Genomic DNA, 19026 nt, shown 5'->3' on the forward strand with positions numbered 1-19026 from the left:
GAAGGAAGATTCTTTTGGAAGAAAGTAGTCAATTTAATGTTAGCATTTTAGCTAGTGGTAGTTCTGGAAACACTCTCTATATCGAAACCAACAAACAAAAGTTGTTGGTAGATGCTGGTTTGAGTGGAAAAAAAATTACTGGTCTTCTAGCCCAAATTGACCGTTGTCCAGAAGATTTAGACGGTATTCTAGTGACACATGAACATCGTGATCATATCCATGGTGTCGGTGTAATGGCTAGAAAGTATCGTTTAGATATCTATGCAAATGAAAAAACATGGGAAGCGATGACGCCTTTAATTGGTGAAGTTGCAGTTGATCAAAAACATATTTTTAATATGGGTAAAACGATGACTTTAGGTGATGTTGATATTGAAAGTTTTGGTGTCTCTCATGATGCGGCAGAACCACAGTTTTATCAATTTCATAAGGACAATAAGTCTTTTGTCGTTTTGACGGATACGGGATATTGTAGTGATCGAATTAAAGGGATTATTAAGAATGCTGATGCTTATTTAATGGAAAGTAATCATGATTTGAACATGTTAAGAATGGGTAAGTATCCATGGGGTACGAAGCAGCGTATTTTGAGTGATCGAGGCCACTTATCCAATGAAGATGGTGCATTAGCAGCTATTGATGTTATTGGTGACAAAACTAAGCGCATCTATTTAGGTCATTTAAGTCGTGAAAATAATTTAAAAGAATTGGCACATATGACAATGACAGATACTTTACGTCAACATGAATTTAATGTTGGTAAAGAGATATTGATTTGTGATACTGATCCAGAAGTAGCTTGTGAGCTATATTCTATTTAAAAAAAAACAGCCGACAACGATAGGTTTCTCGTTGTCGGCTGTTTTATTTAATTAATTAAACCCTATTGCAACAGCAATAATGATAAAGATGGTACCTAAAATGAATAAGAATCCTTGCATCTTTATCTGGAATTTCGCCCATTTTGCCCAATCAATTCCAGCTACACCAAGGACACCAATCAAGCTAGCAGATACTGGTGTGAATGCATCGACAAAACCAGCACCTAGTTGATAGGCTAAGACTGCAATTTGCCTTGATACACCGATTAAATCAGCTAAGGGTGCCATGATTGGCATAGTTAAAGCTGCTTGACCTGAGTTTGATGTAATCACTAAATTAAAGAGACTTTGGAAAACATACATTGCCCATGCACCCAGCATGGTTGGAACGTCAGCTAAAACAGTTCCCATTCCGTGTAGAACAGTGTTTAAAGCAGACGGCACATTGGCATCTGACCCACCAAGTACTAATAAAATACCTTTTGCCATACCAACGACAATTGCCGTTCCAGCCAATTCTGAAGCACCAGATTGAAATGAGGAAGCAATATCATTTACGGTCATATTATTAAGTTTAAAAATGACAGCGATGATTCCCGCAAAGAGTCCCATCACAAAGAATTGTGAGGCGATTTCAGGAATATAATAGCCTTTTTGAGTGACACCCCAAATAATCCAAACTAAAACAATAGCCATTTCAATTAAGATTAACTTATGGCCAAGTTTAAATTCTGGATGCTCATCAAAGGTTTGTGATAACCGATCACGAAATTTTGCATCTGTTTTATAACTAAGTGAGCTAGTCGGATTTTTACGGATTCTTTCCGCATAAATTAACGTATAGCCGGCAGCAGCGAGGGTAATGACAATCCACATGATTAAGCGGAAGGTTGCTCCGGATAGGACTGGAACCCCCGCAATTCCCTGAGCGACAGCTACACTAAAAGGATTCATCCAGGAAGCGGCATTCCCAATCTGTGAAGCAACATAGGTTACCGTCACTGCTACAATGGAATCATAGCCTAATGCAATGACAAATGGCACCATCACCATTGAAAAAGGAATAACTTCTTCAGCCATTCCAAATGTTGCCCCGCCAAATGAGAAGGTAATAAAGACAAGCGGGATAGCTAAGCGCTCTAGCCCTTTGACTTTACTAATGAAGGCAAAAATTCCAGCTTCAATGGCACCAGTACTCATGATGATTCCAAAGGCACCTCCGACGACTAAAATTAATGCGGCAATTCCTACAGCTGAACCGTACTTGTCTCCAGAAACTAAGCCTTCAAAAACAAAGTTCATGAAACCAAAGCCATTGAAATCTTCAGTTCCCCAAAATTTAGCAGTTTTATGCAGTTTTTTAGATGTATCATAAATTTTATCACCGTATTCTTGATACAATACATCATCAGTTAACGAAATTTTGTCTAGAGCTTCTTGTGTCAGATCTTTTTCTCCTGATTGAATTAGTTCGGTTAGTTGCTCTTTTGGTACATTTAATTTTTTTAATTCCTCAGGTTTTTTTTCCAATTCTTCTAGTTGATCAAAAACAAAAGATTTATTCATTTTATATGAATATCTAAAGGAATCTTGTTTTAAAACAGTTCGTGTGCTAACTTCTCCAGCTTCGTTTTTGTAAGTAACATCTTCTGTACTAAATTTCCCAGCTGGTACTAAAAAAGTTAAAAGCCAAGCTAAAATAACCACACAAAAAAATAATAACATAAGTATGTGGTGTTCTCATTTTAGTGAAATCTTTTTTCTTTTTTATTTGGGCCGGATCTTCCATATTAAACCTTCCTTTCATATTTTTAATATATTATAGAAACGTTTTCTCGTTATTAATTGTAACATAAAAACAGTTGAACAAAAATAGATAGTGAAATAACTCTCAAATGAAATGAATTAAACAATCATGTCTTATAATATCTGATATTTTTCCAAACTATAAAATGTAAGATTCTCTAAATACCAACTAAAGGAGTAGTTTGCTATAATAAACATAGGAAAAATGATTGAAGTGGGGAGGATGTAATTAATATGAGTTATGTTGAAGTAAAAGACGTTTATAAACGGTATCATATGGGAGACAGTACGATTGTTGCGAATAATGGTGTTTCTTTTAGTATTAATCAAGGTGAATTTGTGGTGATTTTAGGCCCAAGTGGTGCTGGAAAATCAACAGTTCTAAATATGTTAGGTGGAATGGATAGTTGTGATGAAGGAATGATTATGGTTGATGGTGTGGATATCGCAAAATTTTCTGCCAAAGAACTTACTGCGTATCGTCGCGTTGATGTCGGATTTGTGTTTCAATTTTATAATTTAGTCCCTAATTTGACTGCACGGGAAAATGTCGAATTAGCTTCTCAAGTCGCTCCTGATGCACTCGATGTCGATGATGTGTTGGCCCGAGTTAATTTAGAAAAGCGTAAAGCGAATTTTCCGGCACAGTTATCTGGTGGGGAACAACAACGAGTAGCAATTGCGCGGGCACTAGCTAAAAACCCTAAACTATTACTATGTGATGAACCCACAGGTGCGCTTGATTATGAAACAGGTAAACAAATTCTGAGTATTTTAAGTGAGACATGCCGACAGTATCAGACAACTGTCATCGTCATTACGCATAACTCTGAAATTGCAAAAATGGCGGATAGAGTCATTCGAATTAATGATGCTGTTGTGCGAAGTATCGAGATTAATGAACAACCGTTACCTGCGGAAGCGATAGAATGGTAGGTGCCGAGTAATGAAAAAACGAGCATTAAGACAGTCAATTATTCGTGAGATATTTCAATCAAAAGCGCGTTTTCTTTCTATTTTATTAATTATTTTACTAGGTGTTGCTTTTTATGCGGGGATTAAAGCGACAGGTCCGGACATGATCCGTACAGCAGACACTTATTATCAAAAACAAAAATTGATGAATACGACTGTTACAGCACCTTTTGGTTTGGAAGAAGCAGACTTAGAACTAATTAAAGCAAGTGACAAAGTACAACAAGCTGAGGGAGCTTATCGCCTTGATACGGTCAACGAAAAAGAAAACCAAGTGATTCGTTTGCTATCGTATGATTTAAATCAAGTCAATCAATTGAATAAACCACGAGTTGTTAGTGGACGACTTCCTAAAAAAGCCAATGAAGTTGTACTTGATAATCGAGCAGCTGAATTTCGACAAGTAAAAATAGGAGATACATTTAAGATTGATGATGATGAGACTAAAAAGGAATTAACCATTACTGACTATCAAGTAGTCGGTTTTGTAAATTCACCACTCTATATTGATCAAGTCTCACGTGGAAATACGACGGTTGGTAAAGGATCAATTGATTATTTCGCTCTAGTTCCTAAAGAAAATTTTAAAGCAACAACTTATAGTGATATTTATGTTACTTATAAAAATTTAGTAACAGTCGAAAGTTATAGTGAGTTATATAATAAACGTTATCAAAAAAATGAGAAAGCTTTAAAAGAGTTATTATCTACACGTTCAGATGAACGTAAAGCAGCTAAAATTAAAGCAGTTGAATCAGATTTAGCGACAGGGACACAACAAATTACAGATGGCAAACAACAAATTAAAATAGGTCGTCAGCAATTAGCACAACAATCTGATTCTCTAGAAAATCAGCGTAAACAAATCGAGCAAGCTAAAGTTTTAGGGCAAGATAATCGCTTAGCCGAACAACAATTAGAACAAGCTAAAAAGATACTTAGTGATAAAGAGAAGGAACTGGACGAAGCGGCTACTAATTTAACAAAACAAGAAATAGAACTTCAATCACAAAAACAAGCGGCTGCCCAATTAAAACAGGCGGATTATCGTTATACTGGACGCGATGATAACGCAGCGTATTCAGAATACGAGGATAATGCTGATCGTATTTCATCGATTGCTACGGTTTTTCCAGTCTTCTTTTTACTAATCGCTGCACTAATTTGTTTAACAACTATGACGCGAATGGTCGATGAAAAACGTGGAGAAATAGGAACATTAAAAGCACTAGGGTATACAAATTGGGAAATCGCTCAAAAGTATATTGTTTATGCAACCCTAGCTAGTTTGATTGGCAGTTTAGCTGGTCTAGCTATTGGATATTACGTTTTTCCAATGGTTATTTTTAACGCATATGGTAGTTTATATAATTTGCCTGCTGTCATTATTACGTTTTATACTAGTTATGCGATTCAATCACTGATTGTTGCATTATTATGCACGTTGATTTCAGCACTTATTGTATTAAGAGTCGACTTAATCAGTACGCCAGCTGTTTTAATGCGACCTAAAGCACCAAAACCTGGACAACGTATTTTACTGGAAAGAATTCCATGGGTATGGCAACGTTTAAACTTTAATCAAAAAGTGACTGCTCGAAATTTATTCCGTTACAAACAGAGGATGTTAATGACGATTTTGGGGATTGCTGGCTGTATGACGATGATTATTACAGGGTTTGGGATTAAAGACTCTGTTGGTGATATTGTCGGCATTCAATTTTCTAAAATTTGGCACTATGATGCGACTGTAATCTATAATAATGATACATCTGAGAATGACAACAAAGATTATGAACAGGTTCGAGATGATTTACCTGAATATAGTCAGCATTTGTTGTTGGCACAGAAAACAGTTGAGGTAAAGAAAAAAGGCTATAAAACGCATGAAGTTACCTTAGATGTTCCAAAAAATACAGATAAATTAGCTCAATTTATTACCTTTCAACAACGGCAAACACAAGAAAAGTATCAGCTAACAGATGATGGCGTGATTATTAATGAAAAATTGGCTAATCTTTTTGACATTAAAACAGGTGATGATATTACAATTGATCTTGGTGACAATGCAACCTATGAGGTGAAAGTCGCTCACATTGTTGAAAATTACACGCTTCATTTTATTTATATGACACCAAATTATTATGATACTCTATTTGGGCACCAACCGACATATAATGTCGAATTGCTTAAATTCAAACACGCATTAAGTGAGAAGCGTGAGGAACAATTGGCAAAAGAATTGATGGATAGTCCAAAAGTGATTAACGTTAGCTTCACGAGTCAAATTGGAAAAGCCATGGAAGACACCATGAGCAGTTTGACGATTGTGGTTTGGGTGTTGATTGTATCGGCTGCGTTGTTGGCGTTTATCGTATTATATAATCTAACCAATATTAACATTTCAGAACGAATTCGTGAGTTATCGACGATTAAAGTGTTGGGTTTCTATGACCGAGAAGTGACACTGTACGTATATCGTGAGAACAACATTTTAACGGCTATCGGTATTTTAGCAGGCTGTCTACTCGGTAAGTTACTGCATGGTTTTGTTTTAAAAACGGCTGAAGTAGATATTATGATGTTTCCACCAACCATTCATTGGGTTAGTTATGTTTATTCAGCATTATTAACTATCTTCTTTTCATTGGTTGTCATGCTAATCATGCATCGTAAATTAAAAAAAGTCGATATGATTGAGGCCTTAAAGTCAACGGATTAAAAAGAATAAAAGCGCTAAGGATATATTTTTCAATCCTAGCGCTTTTATTTTTTTAATTCTTTAATTTCTTGTTTGAGTTGTTCGATTTCCTTTTCTTTGTTACTAATTTTAACAAGTTTTTCATGAATGGTTTCTGTTTTATCCTCTAAAGGTGATTTGATCACATAATTCATAGAAATTGCAAAGAATGTTCCAATAAACGTATCAATGACACGGTGAAACGCATATAAAAAAGACTCGTCCTTTGGAATAGAAAAGGTAATAAACAGTAAAGTTGCCACTCCACCAATGATTCCTGCTTGGTTATTTAAGCTAATAGAAATAATAATAGTTAACGCGACAAACAAAGGAATCAGTAATGTCTCGGCTAAAGCTTTATTAGCTATTTCTTGATGCAATAAATAATAAAAAAAGGCGTTAAGACCGCCTACAGTATTACCAAGAATTCGTGACTTGCCAAAATCAATAGTTGTTGGTAAGTCTTCACGTAAAGCAAAAACAGCACTTAGGGTCGCTACCATGGGCGAGCCACGATCGGTTAGATGGAAAAAAATGATACAGGCCATAACAGCTAAAGCTGTTTTAAGCGTTCGAAGCCCTAGATGAAATCGTCCATAATGCATAGTGTTCCCTCCGATTGGTTATTCTTTTGTAACGGATGCTTCTTTTTGGAAGGTATTAATTAGATTTAAACTGTAATCAATATTGCCAAGTGTCTCTTCACCAGTTAAAATTATAGAACCATTCATACGCTCAATGGTTGATCGCTCGGTATCTAAATTATCTACGGGCAATTGTTGGTATAAAGTGTCTTCCAAAGTAGTCACTGATTCTAAATTAAGAATGCTTGCTTCGTAATTATTTGTTATAATATCTAAGCTGTTGGCAATGGATAGTAGTTGTTGGTTATTCACATCAACAGCTTCTTTGTGGGCAATTGATGTAAGTGCCTTTTTAGTTTGTTTAATTTTTTTTTGTTGCCCGGTTAACGTCTCAATAAATTGCTGCCGTTTTTGGACATTTCGATACAATTTTCCTTCTTTTGTCGCATATAAACCCGCTTCAGGCTTTTCTGCTAAATCAGCATCAAAGGCTTTTTTTGAATGACGGGTCAATTCGATTAACGTATCAATTTGTTGCTTTTGGGTAGTTAATTCTTTTTTTAGCTCAGAAGTTGTTCTCATAGCAGAATCGAGTTCTTGCGTCATGCCGCAACTGGTCAGGAGCAAAGTAATAAAAAGTGTCGTCAAAAGTACCATTGGTTTTTTCAAAAAAAGTTCCCCCTTATTTACATACTATCATAAACGATAGTAGCTGATTCGGCTAGTAGATAAGATAAGACTTTTAGACTTTTTAATTAATTATTAGGATGGAGGAAAAAAATTGCGAATTGGATTACGGACGATTAAAACTGTGATAGCTGCTGTTTTGGCGATTTTGTTAGCAAATTTTTTTGGTTTGACAGCTCCTACAACAGCTGGAATCATCGCTATTTTGAGTGTAACAAATACGAAAAAGTCATCATTTAAAGTTGGCTTTGGACGAATTGTAGCTTTATTAGGTGCACTTTTAATTGCTTATGGATGCTATTCTTTGTTAGGATATAATGCTTTTGCTTTTGGTTTGTTTTTATTGATTTACATTCCTTTGGCTGCTAGATTTAAGGTCGCTGAGGCTATTCCAGTCAATTCAGTTTTAATCACACATTTTCTGATGGCTCAAAGTATGTCACTTGACCTAGTACTAAATGCCATTTATTTACTTTTAATTGGTGTTGGGCTGGCTTTAGTTGCTAATTTGTATATGCCAAATGTTGAAAAAGAGATTAAAACTAATCAACAAGTCGTTGATGAGACTATTCAATTTATTTTAATGAAATTGTCACGTTCACTTAGTCAGTCAGCCACATTTGAAGAATGTGATGTATTACTTGAGGGGTTATCTAAAAGTATCAAGCAAGGAACAGTTTATGCTAGGAATCATCAGGAAAATCGCTTACTAACAAGTAGCGGCTATCATTTTGAGTACTTTCAAATGCGCCGGATGCAATTGTCAGTTTTAGAATCAATGACACGGTTAATTCGCGAAATTGATGTTGACAGTGATGTCGCAAAAGAGGTATCTACTTTATTAGCGACAATTTCAAAGGAATATGGAGAGAAGAATGACGCGCAAGCATTAAAAGAACAAGTTGAACAAGTCTACAACGTGTATGTAGGTAAACCACTACCAGCCACACGTTCAGAATTTGAAAATCGCGCACGATTGTATCAGCTGTTGAATGATATTCAATTGTTTATTGATATTAAGGTTAATTTTAGTAATAATGACTCTCGTTAAATCTTAAAAATTTCTAGTATCTTATCATGAAAGATGATTTTTTTGTTTAAAAAGAGTAAAATGATATATAGTCTTAAAATATATGAAGGGATGGATAGGCATGCATCAAGCAATTGTTAATATTATGTTGGATCGAGTGAAGGATCAATTTTTTAATGAGCAATTATTTTGTGAACAATTTTTAAATGTTCCAGTCTCTGAGTGGGATGATTGGAAACTAGGAAAAGCTGCATTACCAACGGAATACATGCAAAAATTAAAAAGTCTTTTTTCTGATTATGAATGGATGTTAATTCAAAAAATTGCCCGTCAGACTATTCTGTTCCCAGAAAAAAGAAATTATGTTGTAACAGAGTATAAACGCCTCAAAGCAGTAATTGCTAAAAATTGGCTTAAAGCCGGGCTTGCAAAGGTCGAATTAATTACCAATCAAGGATCGATTGATATCATCGGACCAAATCAACGTGATCATATTACCTTACGGGTTATTTCGAGTTATCAAGAGTGGGGATACGATGATATTTTAGAGTTTTTCTTACCTGGTATTGTTCAAGAGCAAATTGCTGAAGCGAAGATTGATTTACTTGAGTGGGTTGACGAAAACTTAAGCGATACCTATATCATAGAAGTAGATGAAGACTAGGAGTTTGATAATTACATGGCAAAAAAAATATTTGCGACACTTGTTGTTTTAATTTTCTGTGTGACGCTGATTTTTTATCATCCTGGAAATCAAAAAGCCCAAGCCTTGAAAGAATCCAAAGAACAATCTGAGGAAACAGTCGAGTCGCATGAAAAAATTGCCACTAATGAATCTAAAAAGGTAGAATTACCGGGAAAACGTGACGATTGGAATTTAGTGTTGGTAAATAATACACACGAAATAAAAAAAGAACCTACGGATTTAGTGACAGTTGATGGCGGGAAACAAATTGATCGCCGCATTGAAGAGCCATTCAAGGCTTTAATGACAGGTGCAAAAGATGCCAATATCCAATTAACCGTGATATCTGGTTATCGGTCAGTTGCTGAACAAACAGCTGTTGTCAACGAAAGTATTAATAGTTACATAAATCAGGGGATTAGCGAAGAGGAAGCAAAGAAAAAAACGTATGAATATATGACGATACCAGGACATAGTGAGCATCATACAGGATTAGCTGTAGATGTATTAGAATCAGGATGGAATGCTTCAGGAAAAGGACTTGAAGAAAACTTTTCTGATACTGACGCAGGAAAATGGTTAGATGAACATGTGGCTGATTATGGTTTTGTGATTCGTTATACAAAAGGTAAGGAAAAAATTACAGAAATAAACTATGAACCATGGCATCTTAGATATGTTGGAAAAGAAAACGCTAAGTATATGACAGAGAATCACTTAGTATTAGAAGAGTACGTTAATCAGCTGAAAGAGTAGGTATGTGAATGGTTAAAAAGAAGTACAAATCAAGGCAAAAAAATAAAATGCCCATGATATTAATAGCTATCATTTCGTTTGTTGGTTTCTTTGTTTTTTTTGTTGCGATTAGAGGACTTTCTGATAATACCCCTATCACTGATAATCCAGAACAACAGAATCAACGACAAAATAAAGAGTTTGTTCAGGAGTTATTACCTGTCGCTAAACAAATTCAAGAACAATATGGCTTATTACCAAGCATTAGTATTGGGCAAGCAATTTTGGAATCTGATTGGGGCACAAGTGAGTTAAGTGCTAAATATAATAATTTATTTGGAATTAAGTCATTTAGTCCAGAAGATGATTTTGTGAAGCTAAAAACTAAAGAGTTTAAAGATGGTAAGTGGATTGAAGTGTCAGCAAATTTTAAAGTTTATAAAAATTGGGAAGAATGTATGTTAGATCATGCGGCACTGTTTGCACATGGTGTTGATTGGGACCCATATCTTTACAATGGAGTCTTATTAGCTGATAATTATCAAACAGCTGCTTCTGCTTTACAAGTAGCCGGATATGCTACCGACCCAACTTATGCTAAAAAAATTGTCGATGTGATTGAAAGTCACAAGCTTTATCAGTATGATTAGTTTTGTTGAAAAAGGATAGACGTTTAGGGTGCGTCTCTCTTTAAATTTAGGAGGTTAAAAATGAAAAATGGAAAAGTCGTACCAGAGATTGTCACTGATTTGAAAAAAGATTTTTTGAAAGTACCATCAATTATTAGAGAATGTTCTGGTATTCGAATTTTTGGTAAACGGATTAAATCAATCTGTTATTCTACTGATATTGCAATTATTAAAAATATCGATGCAGATGCGATTATTGCGGTTTACCCGTTCACACCACATCCGGCAATTACAAAAAGTATTGTTGAAGTTGCTGATGTTCCTGTTTTTTCTGGAGTAGGTGGAGGACTGACTCAGGGTCATCGTTGTGTTAGTATGAGTATGTTTGCTGAGGCGAACGGGTCACTAGGTGTGGTTGTTAATGCCCCGACAACGAAAGAGACAATTTTTGATATTTCACAAGTTGTTGATATTCCTATTATTGGAACGGTAACTTCTGAATTTACCGATATTGAAGAAAAGATTCAAGCTGGAGTTAAGATTTTAAATGTGAGTGGTGGCCGTGACACTGCTCGAATTGTACGTTTGATTCGAGAACAGTATCCGACATTTCCAATAATGGCCACTGGTGGGCCAACAGATGAATCAATTATTGAGACGATTCACGCTGGAGCTAATGCAATTACTTACACACCACCAACAAATGGAGAGCTATTCAGTAAAAAAATGGTGGCTTACCGAGTCAAAGAGGAAAAAGAATCAGAAGAAGAATAAAATCAATATGATTAAGAAGTGAAGGGACTCTGCTCATGTGGCTTAGTCCTTTTTTACTAATTTAAAGATGAGGGATAGTTTAAAATGAAAAAAGGCTTGATTATTGCTGGTTCTGATACGTTGAGCGGGGGTGGACTACAAACTGATATTCGGACCTTTAGTGCACATAATTTATCTGTCAGTAATGTTTTGACGTGTATTGTCACACTAGACTCAGAGACTAACGCTATTGATATTTGTGATTTACCTGTAGGGCTTGTGGAACAACAATTGCAAATGATTGCTTTCTCATCTATAAGTGTGATTAAAATTGGCATGTTGGCAAATTTAGCAGTTGCGAAACAAATTGAATTATTTTTGAAACGCATGACAACAACACCGATTATTTTGGATCCAGTTCTGGCCCTTAAAGAATCTGGATTTGGATTGTCTGAAAAAATCGTCTCATTTTTTAGTGAACGATTGTTGCCACTAGCTGATATCACCACTCCAAATCTAAGGGAAGCTGAATTATTAGCCAATATGACTATTACGACATTAGCTGATATGGAGCAAGCAGCCAAAGTAATCCATCAGTTTGGAGTGAAAAATGTTGTCATTAAAGGTGGCACACGTTTAGTTGGTATTGAGGCAATTGATTTATTGTATGATGGTCACAACTATACCTATTTTAAAGCTCCTAAATTGCAAACAACAAATAATAATGGAGCGGGCTGTACATTTGCTTCTGCTATTGCAGCAAACGTCGCTAATGGACTATCAGTCACTGAATCAGTTACTGATGCAAAAAAATTTGTGTATCAAGCAATTAAGCACGGCTTTCCTTTTTTAGATGACTTAGGCAATGTTTGGGCACCGAATAAAATGTGATAAATATAAATCATTCATTTATTTTATTGAGATTATCATGTAAACTAGAAAGTAAGAAGAAAAAGAGTAACTTTTGACTAGAAAGAGGAGAAAAAATGGAATTAATAAGACAACAAGAATTTGTTCAAGCATTTGGCTATGAGGCGTTACCGAAAGAACACAGTGAGGAAACAGCAATTAATGTTAGTTTAAACCCGTTTGAAATTACTGAGGAGATGGATATTGATCCAGAAAGTAATTCAATTTTAGGTCTACGTGTAGAATTTAAAATTGTACTAGAGAAAGCAATTGTTTCTGGAGATGTTGCGCAATTTGTCCAATTAGTTGGTCGTAAAGTAGATAAGATTGAAGATTTTTCAGCAGAAGAAGTAGATGAACTAGTTCATCCATTATTTAATTTAATTGAACGCATGACTTATGAAATTACTGAAATAGCATTGGACCAACCAGGTATCCAGTTAAACTTTTCTCAAGGCTAATAGAATATAGGTGTAGTAAGTGTTGTGTTCAAACACAGCACTTTTTATTTGGTAGACAGTAGATTGGAAAAGGTAGATAGGAGGTATGAGATGATAAAAAGTGATAGTCAGGTTTCTAGTTATTTATACGTTAAAAATCGAAAAAAAAGTGATTCGCAAAGTGACATCATTTTATCGATTACTCCATCAAATGATTTAAAGTACCAAATTGAGGTCAGTTGGCTAAACACTACTGAGTTGACCCGACCTTTTGTTTTAATTATTTGTCGAGTCTTGTCAAAAGAATGGCGTCGAGTCTTTAAACGCTATCCAATATATTATTGCTTTGTTAATTATCACGAGACGGGAAGTAATACATTGTATTTTAACTTTACAAGCAAAGAACGTTTAACTGAGAAGGATAGTTTGTTTTTATGTGATAACGTTTGTCGTTTATTTGAAGAGTGTTTGAATCGTGTGATTGCAAGGCAAACAGCTGAGGTTGCTGACCATGAGCAGCAAGAGGTAGTTCCACCACAATTAGAATTATTAAGTGCTGAATTGACTAAAGTTGATCAAACATACCAACAACTGGTTACTGAGATTAGAGAGCAGGAAGTTGTGTTAAAACAATTAGCCAGTCAACCAATTGCAGAACTGAATCCTGAAGAAATGCGGCAGCAAAGATACTTGTTGCAACAAATGTATCAACAAGTGGAGCAACAACGACAACAACTTGATTCTTTGGCAGACTTAAGGAGTGAACTAAGCAAGGAGGAGTCAAAAAATAATAGTGAATCTTCCACCTTCTTTAGTGCTGATAAAGATTACCCAAAACAATTTAACACATCGGAATCAGTTAATCAGGATATTGAACAAAGTGAAAAAGTTAAATCATTTGATGCTTTTCAATTGTTTGATGAAGTTGATCGTGTCTTGCAACCTTTTGGACAACTGACAGGTCAAAAAACGAAGCAAGCTGATTCGTTAAGTCAAGTGGCAGAAATTAGTGAATTGCGTCGTGAACTCCAGGCTATGCAAGAAGAAGTAACTTATTATCAAAAACAAGCTGTCAAATTTGAACAGAAAACGAATCAACTTGTCACAATGGTAGAATCATTGGAAAATAATCGGGATGAACTGAGAAAGCAAGCACAATTTGATATTGAACAAGCGGAATTAGATTTAGCTAATACTGAGAGTCAATTAATCACCGAATTAAATGAGAAAAAACGCCTGTTGGTTGAAATGAAAGGTTTACAAAAAACTATCCAGTCTTTAGAAGAAAATTTGAAATTAATAGATAGTGAATTATTACAAGAACAAGACTATGCTGATACGATGGAACATGAAAATAATCAGCTAGAAAGTCTTTTGGATCAGTTTAAGGAGCAAAATACGTTGTTGACTCAAAAAATGCAGCAACAAAATGAGCTTATTGCTACACAGAGAGAGTCAATTGAAATGCTTAAACAACGTTTGTTGACATTACCAATTGATAACAGTCATAATGAGTTAGCAACTGATAACCAGTTGTTTAGTCGTTTGCAACAGCTCTGTGAACAAATTGAAGAACAACCTAATGTTACCCAATCAACGCTTGACTGGATACTGGGTAATATTCATCAATTAGAGCATGAATTAGAAAATGTTCTCAGTGATGAGCAAGAGTTAGGACAACAAGATGCTATTGACTCAGATAATTCTGAAGCAACTAAGGAATTACTTGAAAAAAGCGATGAAAAAAGCGAGTTGCCGACAAGTAATGGTTCTAAAGATTGGACGGCTAATGTTGTCAGTCACATAGATGAGGTAGAGCAAGAACAGTTTGAGGATTTATATGACCTTGATCCTTATATTGATTATGTTGCGAGTGAGGAATTGGTTAAGTCATTAAGTCAGGATCAAAAACGTATTGAGCAAGACATTAAATTATTGTTTACTTCACTTGATACCCAACCAGAAAAAATGGAAAAGATTAGTAAAACTCAGTATCATTTCCATCGTAAAAATTGTAATCAATTAATTAGTCGTTGGAATAGGGTCAAAAAAATTCGGAATATTGATAAAAATACGAAGTTTTTAGAATTTTGTCTTTATTATTTGGATTATTTCAATGAATTCAATTTACTTTTAGAATCATCTATCAAAGAACCATTTTTTGATAAGCGGCATATCTTAATAGATGCAGCAACATTCGCTGAATTAAAAGCGTATAGTTTATTATCAACTTATTTGGATAAGTATTACTTACAAGTTTCTGAATATGTTGAACAGTATTTTTTAGAAGATGAGGAGATCGATTAATTATTATGCAACAGCCAGAAGTATTAAACTTATTAAATCAAGAATTACCAAATGTTAATATGAAACAATTAAAGACCGTATTAAATTTACTAGAAGAAGGTAATACTGTTCCTTTTATCGCACGTTATCGAAAAGAAATGACGGGCAGCCTAGATGAAGTAGCTATTCGTGAAATTGAAGAACGTCATCAGTATATTCAGACATTATTTAAACGTAAACATGAGGTTTTACGCTTAATTGAAGAACAGGGAAAATTAACAGATTCTTTAGCTAAAAAAATCACTTCTGCAACTAAGATGCAGCAAGTAGAAGATTTGTATCGCCCGTACAAGCAGAAACGTCGGACTAAAGCAACGATTGCTAAAGAAAGTGGCTTAGAGCCTTTTGCTCAATGGTTATTGACTTTCCCAACGGCTATTAGTATTGAGAATGAAGCTGAAAAGTTCATCAATCTTGAATATAAAGTTAATACTGTATCAGATGTCTTGCAAGGAGCGCATGAAATTTTAGCTGAGATTATTGGTGATGAGCCAGAATACCGAAAATGGATTCGTCAACAAACGTGGGAAAAAGGTTTGTTTGCCACGACAGAAAAAGATAAGTCTTTAGATGAAACTAGTGTTTATGAAATGTATTATGACTTTTCAGAGCCAATTAAAAAATTAGTTCCTCATCGAGTATTAGCTGCTAATCGTGGTGAAAAAGAGGGTATTTTAAAGGTTGAAATTTTGGTACCAAGTGAAGCTATCCATGGTTACTTGGAAAAACAATTAATTAAAGTGGCCAACAGTCCGGCAGCAACGTTCATTCGTGCAGCTTACGAAGATAGTTACAAACGGTTTATTGGCCCATCAATTGAACGTGAAATTCGCAAAGAATTGACAGAAACTGCGGATGAACAAGCTATTTCTATTTTTGGTGAAAATCTAAAAAATCTTTTGTTACAATCACCATTAAAAGGGAAAGTTGTATTAGGTTTTGACCCGGCGTATCGAACAGGTTGTAAGCTATCAATTGTGGATGAAACTGGAAAAGTATTAGCAATTAAAGTAATTTATCCACATAAACCAGCTTCCCAAGCGAAACGTTTAGAAGCGAAGCAAGAATTTATTGATTTTGTAGAAAAATATCAAGTGGATGTTGTTGCTATTGGTAATGGAACTGCTAGTCGTGAGTCAGAGCAATTTGTTTCAGAGCAATTAAAAGAAACTAAACGTGATGTTTTTTATGTGATTGTTAATGAGGCAGGAGCATCAGTTTATTCTGCAAGTGATGTCGCACGTCAGGAGTTTCCAGATTTACAAGTGGAGGAACGTAGTGCAGTTAGTATCGCTAGACGTTTACAAGATCCATTAGCTGAATTAGTGAAAATTGATCCAAAGGCAGTAGGTGTTGGACAGTATCAACACGATGTTTCACAAAAGCGTTTAGCCGATCAGTTAAATTTTGTCGTTGAAACAGTTGTGAACCAAGTTGGAGTTGATGTGAATACAGCTAGTCGTGAGCTACTACAACATATTGCTGGGCTGAATAAAACGACGGCCACTAATATTGTGTTATATCGTGAAGCAAATGGCTCATTTAAGAATCGTAAAGAGTTGAAGAAAGTACCACGCTTAGGGCCGAAAGCTTATGAACAAGCAGTTGGTTTCTTACGTATCCCTAATGGCGATTTAATTCTTGATAATACTGGAATTCATCCGGAAAGTTATCAGTTAGTCAATCAGTTGTTAGAAAGTTTATCGATTGCTCTTGAGACGATTAATTCAACTGAAGCACATCAAGCATTGGCTGAAAGTTCAATTGAGACACTAAGCCAACAGTTAGAAATTGGTAAAGAAACTTTAACTGATATTATAGCTAGTTTACTGCAACCTGGTCGTGACATGCGTGAAGATACTGCCAAGCCGTTATTACGTCAAGATATTTTAAGTATGGAAGATTTAAAAGTTGGGATGGAACTAAGAGGAACAGTTCGGAATGTCGTTGATTTTGGTGCTTTCGTTGATATTGGTGTGAAACAGGATGGACTAGTCCATATCTCTAAGTTGAGTACTAAATTTATTAAACACCCAACGGATGCAGTGGCAGTTGGCGACATTGTCACAGTTTGGGTTGAAGATGTGAATTTAACTAAACAACGTATTTCATTAACAATGATTGAACCTGCTCAAAAGAAATAAAAAGAGGTGATTAGATGGCACTGTTGACAACAGAAGAATTACAAAAGCTAGTTGAAGAAACGTCACTAGAATATTTTCACCAGCCATTTAAGCACCAAGCAGTATTTAATTCACGATTAAAAACAACTGGTGGTCGGTATCATTTAACCGATCACCACTTGGATTTTAATCCAAAAGTCTATGAAAAATATGGCTTATCTGAATTGATTGGTGTGATTAAGCATGAATTATGTCATTATCACTTGCATTTAGCAGGTAAGGGGTATCAACATCGTGATACTGACTTTAGAAAACTATTAAAACAAACGGGTAGTCCGCGATTTGTCAAATCACTAGTTAATGAATCGGAACAAAAAATTTATGTGTATTCTTGCCAAAAATGTGCTAAAATAATTAAACGTAGACGTCGCGTTAATGTAAAAAAATACGGCTGTTTATGTGGTGGTAGATTGAAACTAATATAATATAGCGGTCATGGCGGAATGGTAGACGCGCTAGCTTGAGGGGCTAGTGGGAGCAATCCCGTGGAAGTTCGAGTCTTCTTGGCCGTATTCTCGATTATCAAATAGGTTGAAATCAATACGTTTGGGGGGAACGATTTGAAGAGACTAATAAAATGTTCATTTAACCAAGTTAATTTAACTAGAAAAAAGGTAGTTATTGGGCTACTAGTTCTTTTTAGTGTGATATTGGGCTCTCATTTAATTACCAAAAATCAGTCGCGTGTTGATGCTGTAGATGATGGTTTTAATTCAGAACAGATTAATCAGTTAATCGATGCTGCCCATTTGAAAGGGAGTTTGTTATTAATTAAAGATAAAAAAGTCATTTATACAAATAGCTATGGTTATGCTGATGAAGATAAAAAGCAAAAAAATACACCAGATACACTTTATCCAATGGCATCGATTCAAAAAAGAATGACTGCATTAATGATTGGTCAACTGATTGGTGAAGGGAAACTGAATTATGATGATGTTTTAGCTGATTTTTACCCAATGATTCCTCATGCTGATCAAGTGACGGTCCGTGAGTTGTTAGATCATCGGTCAGGTTATATGATGCCAGAAGTCCCAGCTACGGAAGTGTTAATGACTGAAGAAGCCCAATTAAATAATGTAATTGCTAATACAACATATAGCGATCGGCACAATTATGCTTATTCTAACGGTAATTATGCATATTTAGCAGCAATTGTTAGTAAACTAGATAATCAAACCTACGAGGAAAGTCTGAAGAAGAGAGTGTTAGAACCTTTAAAAATGGAAAATACTTATTTTTGGAATGACTTACCAAAAAATCAATTAGTCGCGAAAGAATATAAATATCAAGAAGCCGATTACGGGACGGAAAACTTAGTTTACTCAAAAGAATTGATGAGCACACTACTTGGAGCTGGTAATCTTTACACGACAGTGAATGATTTGGCCCGTTATGAATTGGCTTTAGAAGAAGGCGTTATTCTTAGTCAAAAAGCGCAAGATGAACTGTTTCAACGAAATGGTTTGTGGGCATCGCGAATGAAAGGTATTTCTGGAAATATTTCGTCTGATATTTTAGGATTAGGTGGATACAATAGTCTGATTTATGGCGATGAAGGGAATGAAGCAGTCATTATTTGGTTGTCTAATCAAATGCCAATGACTAGTCGTGATGGTTTAATCCAAGATATTTACGGTGAGTTAAAAAAATAAACAGGGAAGCGTTCGTGACGTTTTCCTGTTTATTTTTTTTACTAATTC

At 35.2% G+C, this 19026-nt stretch carries 16 protein-coding genes, 1 tRNA gene and 1 pseudogene; 15 read left to right on the forward strand and 3 right to left on the reverse strand.

The features are described from left to right. Window positions 1-14: 14 nt before the first annotated feature. On the forward strand, window positions 15-821 hold the full coding sequence (locus BW732_RS08665; RefSeq protein ID WP_077276375.1) for an MBL fold metallo-hydrolase: 807 nt from the start codon (window positions 15-17) through the stop codon (window positions 819-821). A gap of 51 nt (window positions 822-872) precedes the next feature. Here the strand turns inward: BW732_RS08665 and yfcC are convergent. Beyond that, a pseudogene (gene yfcC / locus BW732_RS08670) lies at window positions 873-2610 on the reverse strand (putative basic amino acid antiporter YfcC). 251 nt (window positions 2611-2861) lie between these two features. On the opposite strand from yfcC, the gene BW732_RS08675 reads away from it, so the two are divergent. Next, window positions 2862-3563: an ABC transporter ATP-binding protein gene (locus BW732_RS08675; protein WP_077276376.1), complete on the forward strand. Its 702-nt coding sequence runs from the start codon at window positions 2862-2864 to the stop codon at window positions 3561-3563. A 10-nt stretch (window positions 3564-3573) separates the two neighbouring features. Then, window positions 3574-6324, forward strand: a complete 2751-nt coding sequence (locus BW732_RS08680) for an ABC transporter permease (protein WP_077276377.1) — start codon at window positions 3574-3576, stop codon at window positions 6322-6324. A 44-nt stretch (window positions 6325-6368) separates the two neighbouring features. On the opposite strand, the gene BW732_RS08685 is transcribed toward BW732_RS08680, so the two are convergent. Next, window positions 6369-6947, reverse strand: coding sequence for an FUSC family protein (locus BW732_RS08685; RefSeq protein ID WP_077276378.1), 579 nt, complete (start codon window positions 6945-6947; stop codon window positions 6369-6371). A gap of 18 nt (window positions 6948-6965) precedes the next feature. Further along, the gene (locus BW732_RS08690) at window positions 6966-7595 is read right to left on the reverse strand and encodes a hypothetical protein (RefSeq protein ID WP_077276379.1); all 630 of its coding nucleotides are present in this window, start codon (window positions 7593-7595) and stop codon (window positions 6966-6968) included. Between the two features lie 112 nt (window positions 7596-7707). Here BW732_RS08690 and BW732_RS08695 point away from each other — a divergent pair, with 112 nt between their 5' ends. The 12 genes from BW732_RS08695 (at window position 7708) to BW732_RS08750 (ending at window position 18978) form a co-directional block, all read left to right on the forward strand. Next, window positions 7708-8664, forward strand: a complete 957-nt coding sequence (locus BW732_RS08695) for an aromatic acid exporter family protein (RefSeq protein WP_077276380.1) — start codon at window positions 7708-7710, stop codon at window positions 8662-8664. 100 nt (window positions 8665-8764) lie between these two features. After that, window positions 8765-9307, forward strand: a complete 543-nt coding sequence (locus BW732_RS08700) for a hypothetical protein (RefSeq protein WP_077276381.1) — start codon at window positions 8765-8767, stop codon at window positions 9305-9307. Between the two features lie 15 nt (window positions 9308-9322). After that, window positions 9323-10084: a M15 family metallopeptidase gene (locus tag BW732_RS08705; RefSeq protein ID WP_077276382.1), complete on the forward strand. Its 762-nt coding sequence runs from the start codon at window positions 9323-9325 to the stop codon at window positions 10082-10084. An 8-nt stretch (window positions 10085-10092) separates the two neighbouring features. Beyond that, window positions 10093-10713: a glycoside hydrolase family 73 protein gene (locus tag BW732_RS08710; RefSeq protein ID WP_077276383.1), complete on the forward strand. Its 621-nt coding sequence runs from the start codon at window positions 10093-10095 to the stop codon at window positions 10711-10713. Window positions 10714-10773: 60 nt separating this feature from the next. Continuing rightward, entirely contained in the window at window positions 10774-11466 is a 693-nt protein-coding gene (locus BW732_RS08715; protein WP_077276384.1) for a beta/alpha barrel domain-containing protein, read from the forward strand. A gap of 84 nt (window positions 11467-11550) precedes the next feature. Further along, window positions 11551-12336 (forward strand): bifunctional hydroxymethylpyrimidine kinase/phosphomethylpyrimidine kinase, encoded by a 786-nt coding sequence (locus BW732_RS08720; RefSeq protein WP_077276385.1) that lies wholly within the window; start codon window positions 11551-11553, stop codon window positions 12334-12336. Between the two features lie 95 nt (window positions 12337-12431). Continuing rightward, complete coding sequence (locus BW732_RS08725; RefSeq protein WP_077276386.1) at window positions 12432-12815, forward strand: DUF1149 family protein; 384 nt, start codon at window positions 12432-12434, stop codon at window positions 12813-12815. Between the two features lie 90 nt (window positions 12816-12905). After that, on the forward strand, window positions 12906-15101 hold the full coding sequence (locus BW732_RS08730) for a coiled-coil domain-containing protein (RefSeq protein WP_077276387.1): 2196 nt from the start codon (window positions 12906-12908) through the stop codon (window positions 15099-15101). Window positions 15102-15106: 5 nt separating this feature from the next. After that, window positions 15107-17284, forward strand: coding sequence for a Tex family protein (locus tag BW732_RS08735; protein WP_077276388.1), 2178 nt, complete (start codon window positions 15107-15109; stop codon window positions 17282-17284). Window positions 17285-17307: 23 nt separating this feature from the next. Continuing rightward, entirely contained in the window at window positions 17308-17748 is a 441-nt protein-coding gene (locus tag BW732_RS08740) for a SprT family protein (RefSeq protein WP_126844146.1), read from the forward strand. A 4-nt stretch (window positions 17749-17752) separates the two neighbouring features. Continuing rightward, a tRNA-Leu gene (locus BW732_RS08745) sits at window positions 17753-17835 on the forward strand. Window positions 17836-17883: 48 nt separating this feature from the next. Further along, on the forward strand, window positions 17884-18978 hold the full coding sequence (locus BW732_RS08750) for a serine hydrolase domain-containing protein (protein WP_161485545.1): 1095 nt from the start codon (window positions 17884-17886) through the stop codon (window positions 18976-18978). Window positions 18979-19026: the final 48 nt, after the last annotated feature.

The organism is Vagococcus penaei (assembly GCF_001998885.1).
GTDB classification, from domain to species: Bacteria; Bacillota; Bacilli; order Lactobacillales; family Vagococcaceae; genus Vagococcus; species Vagococcus penaei.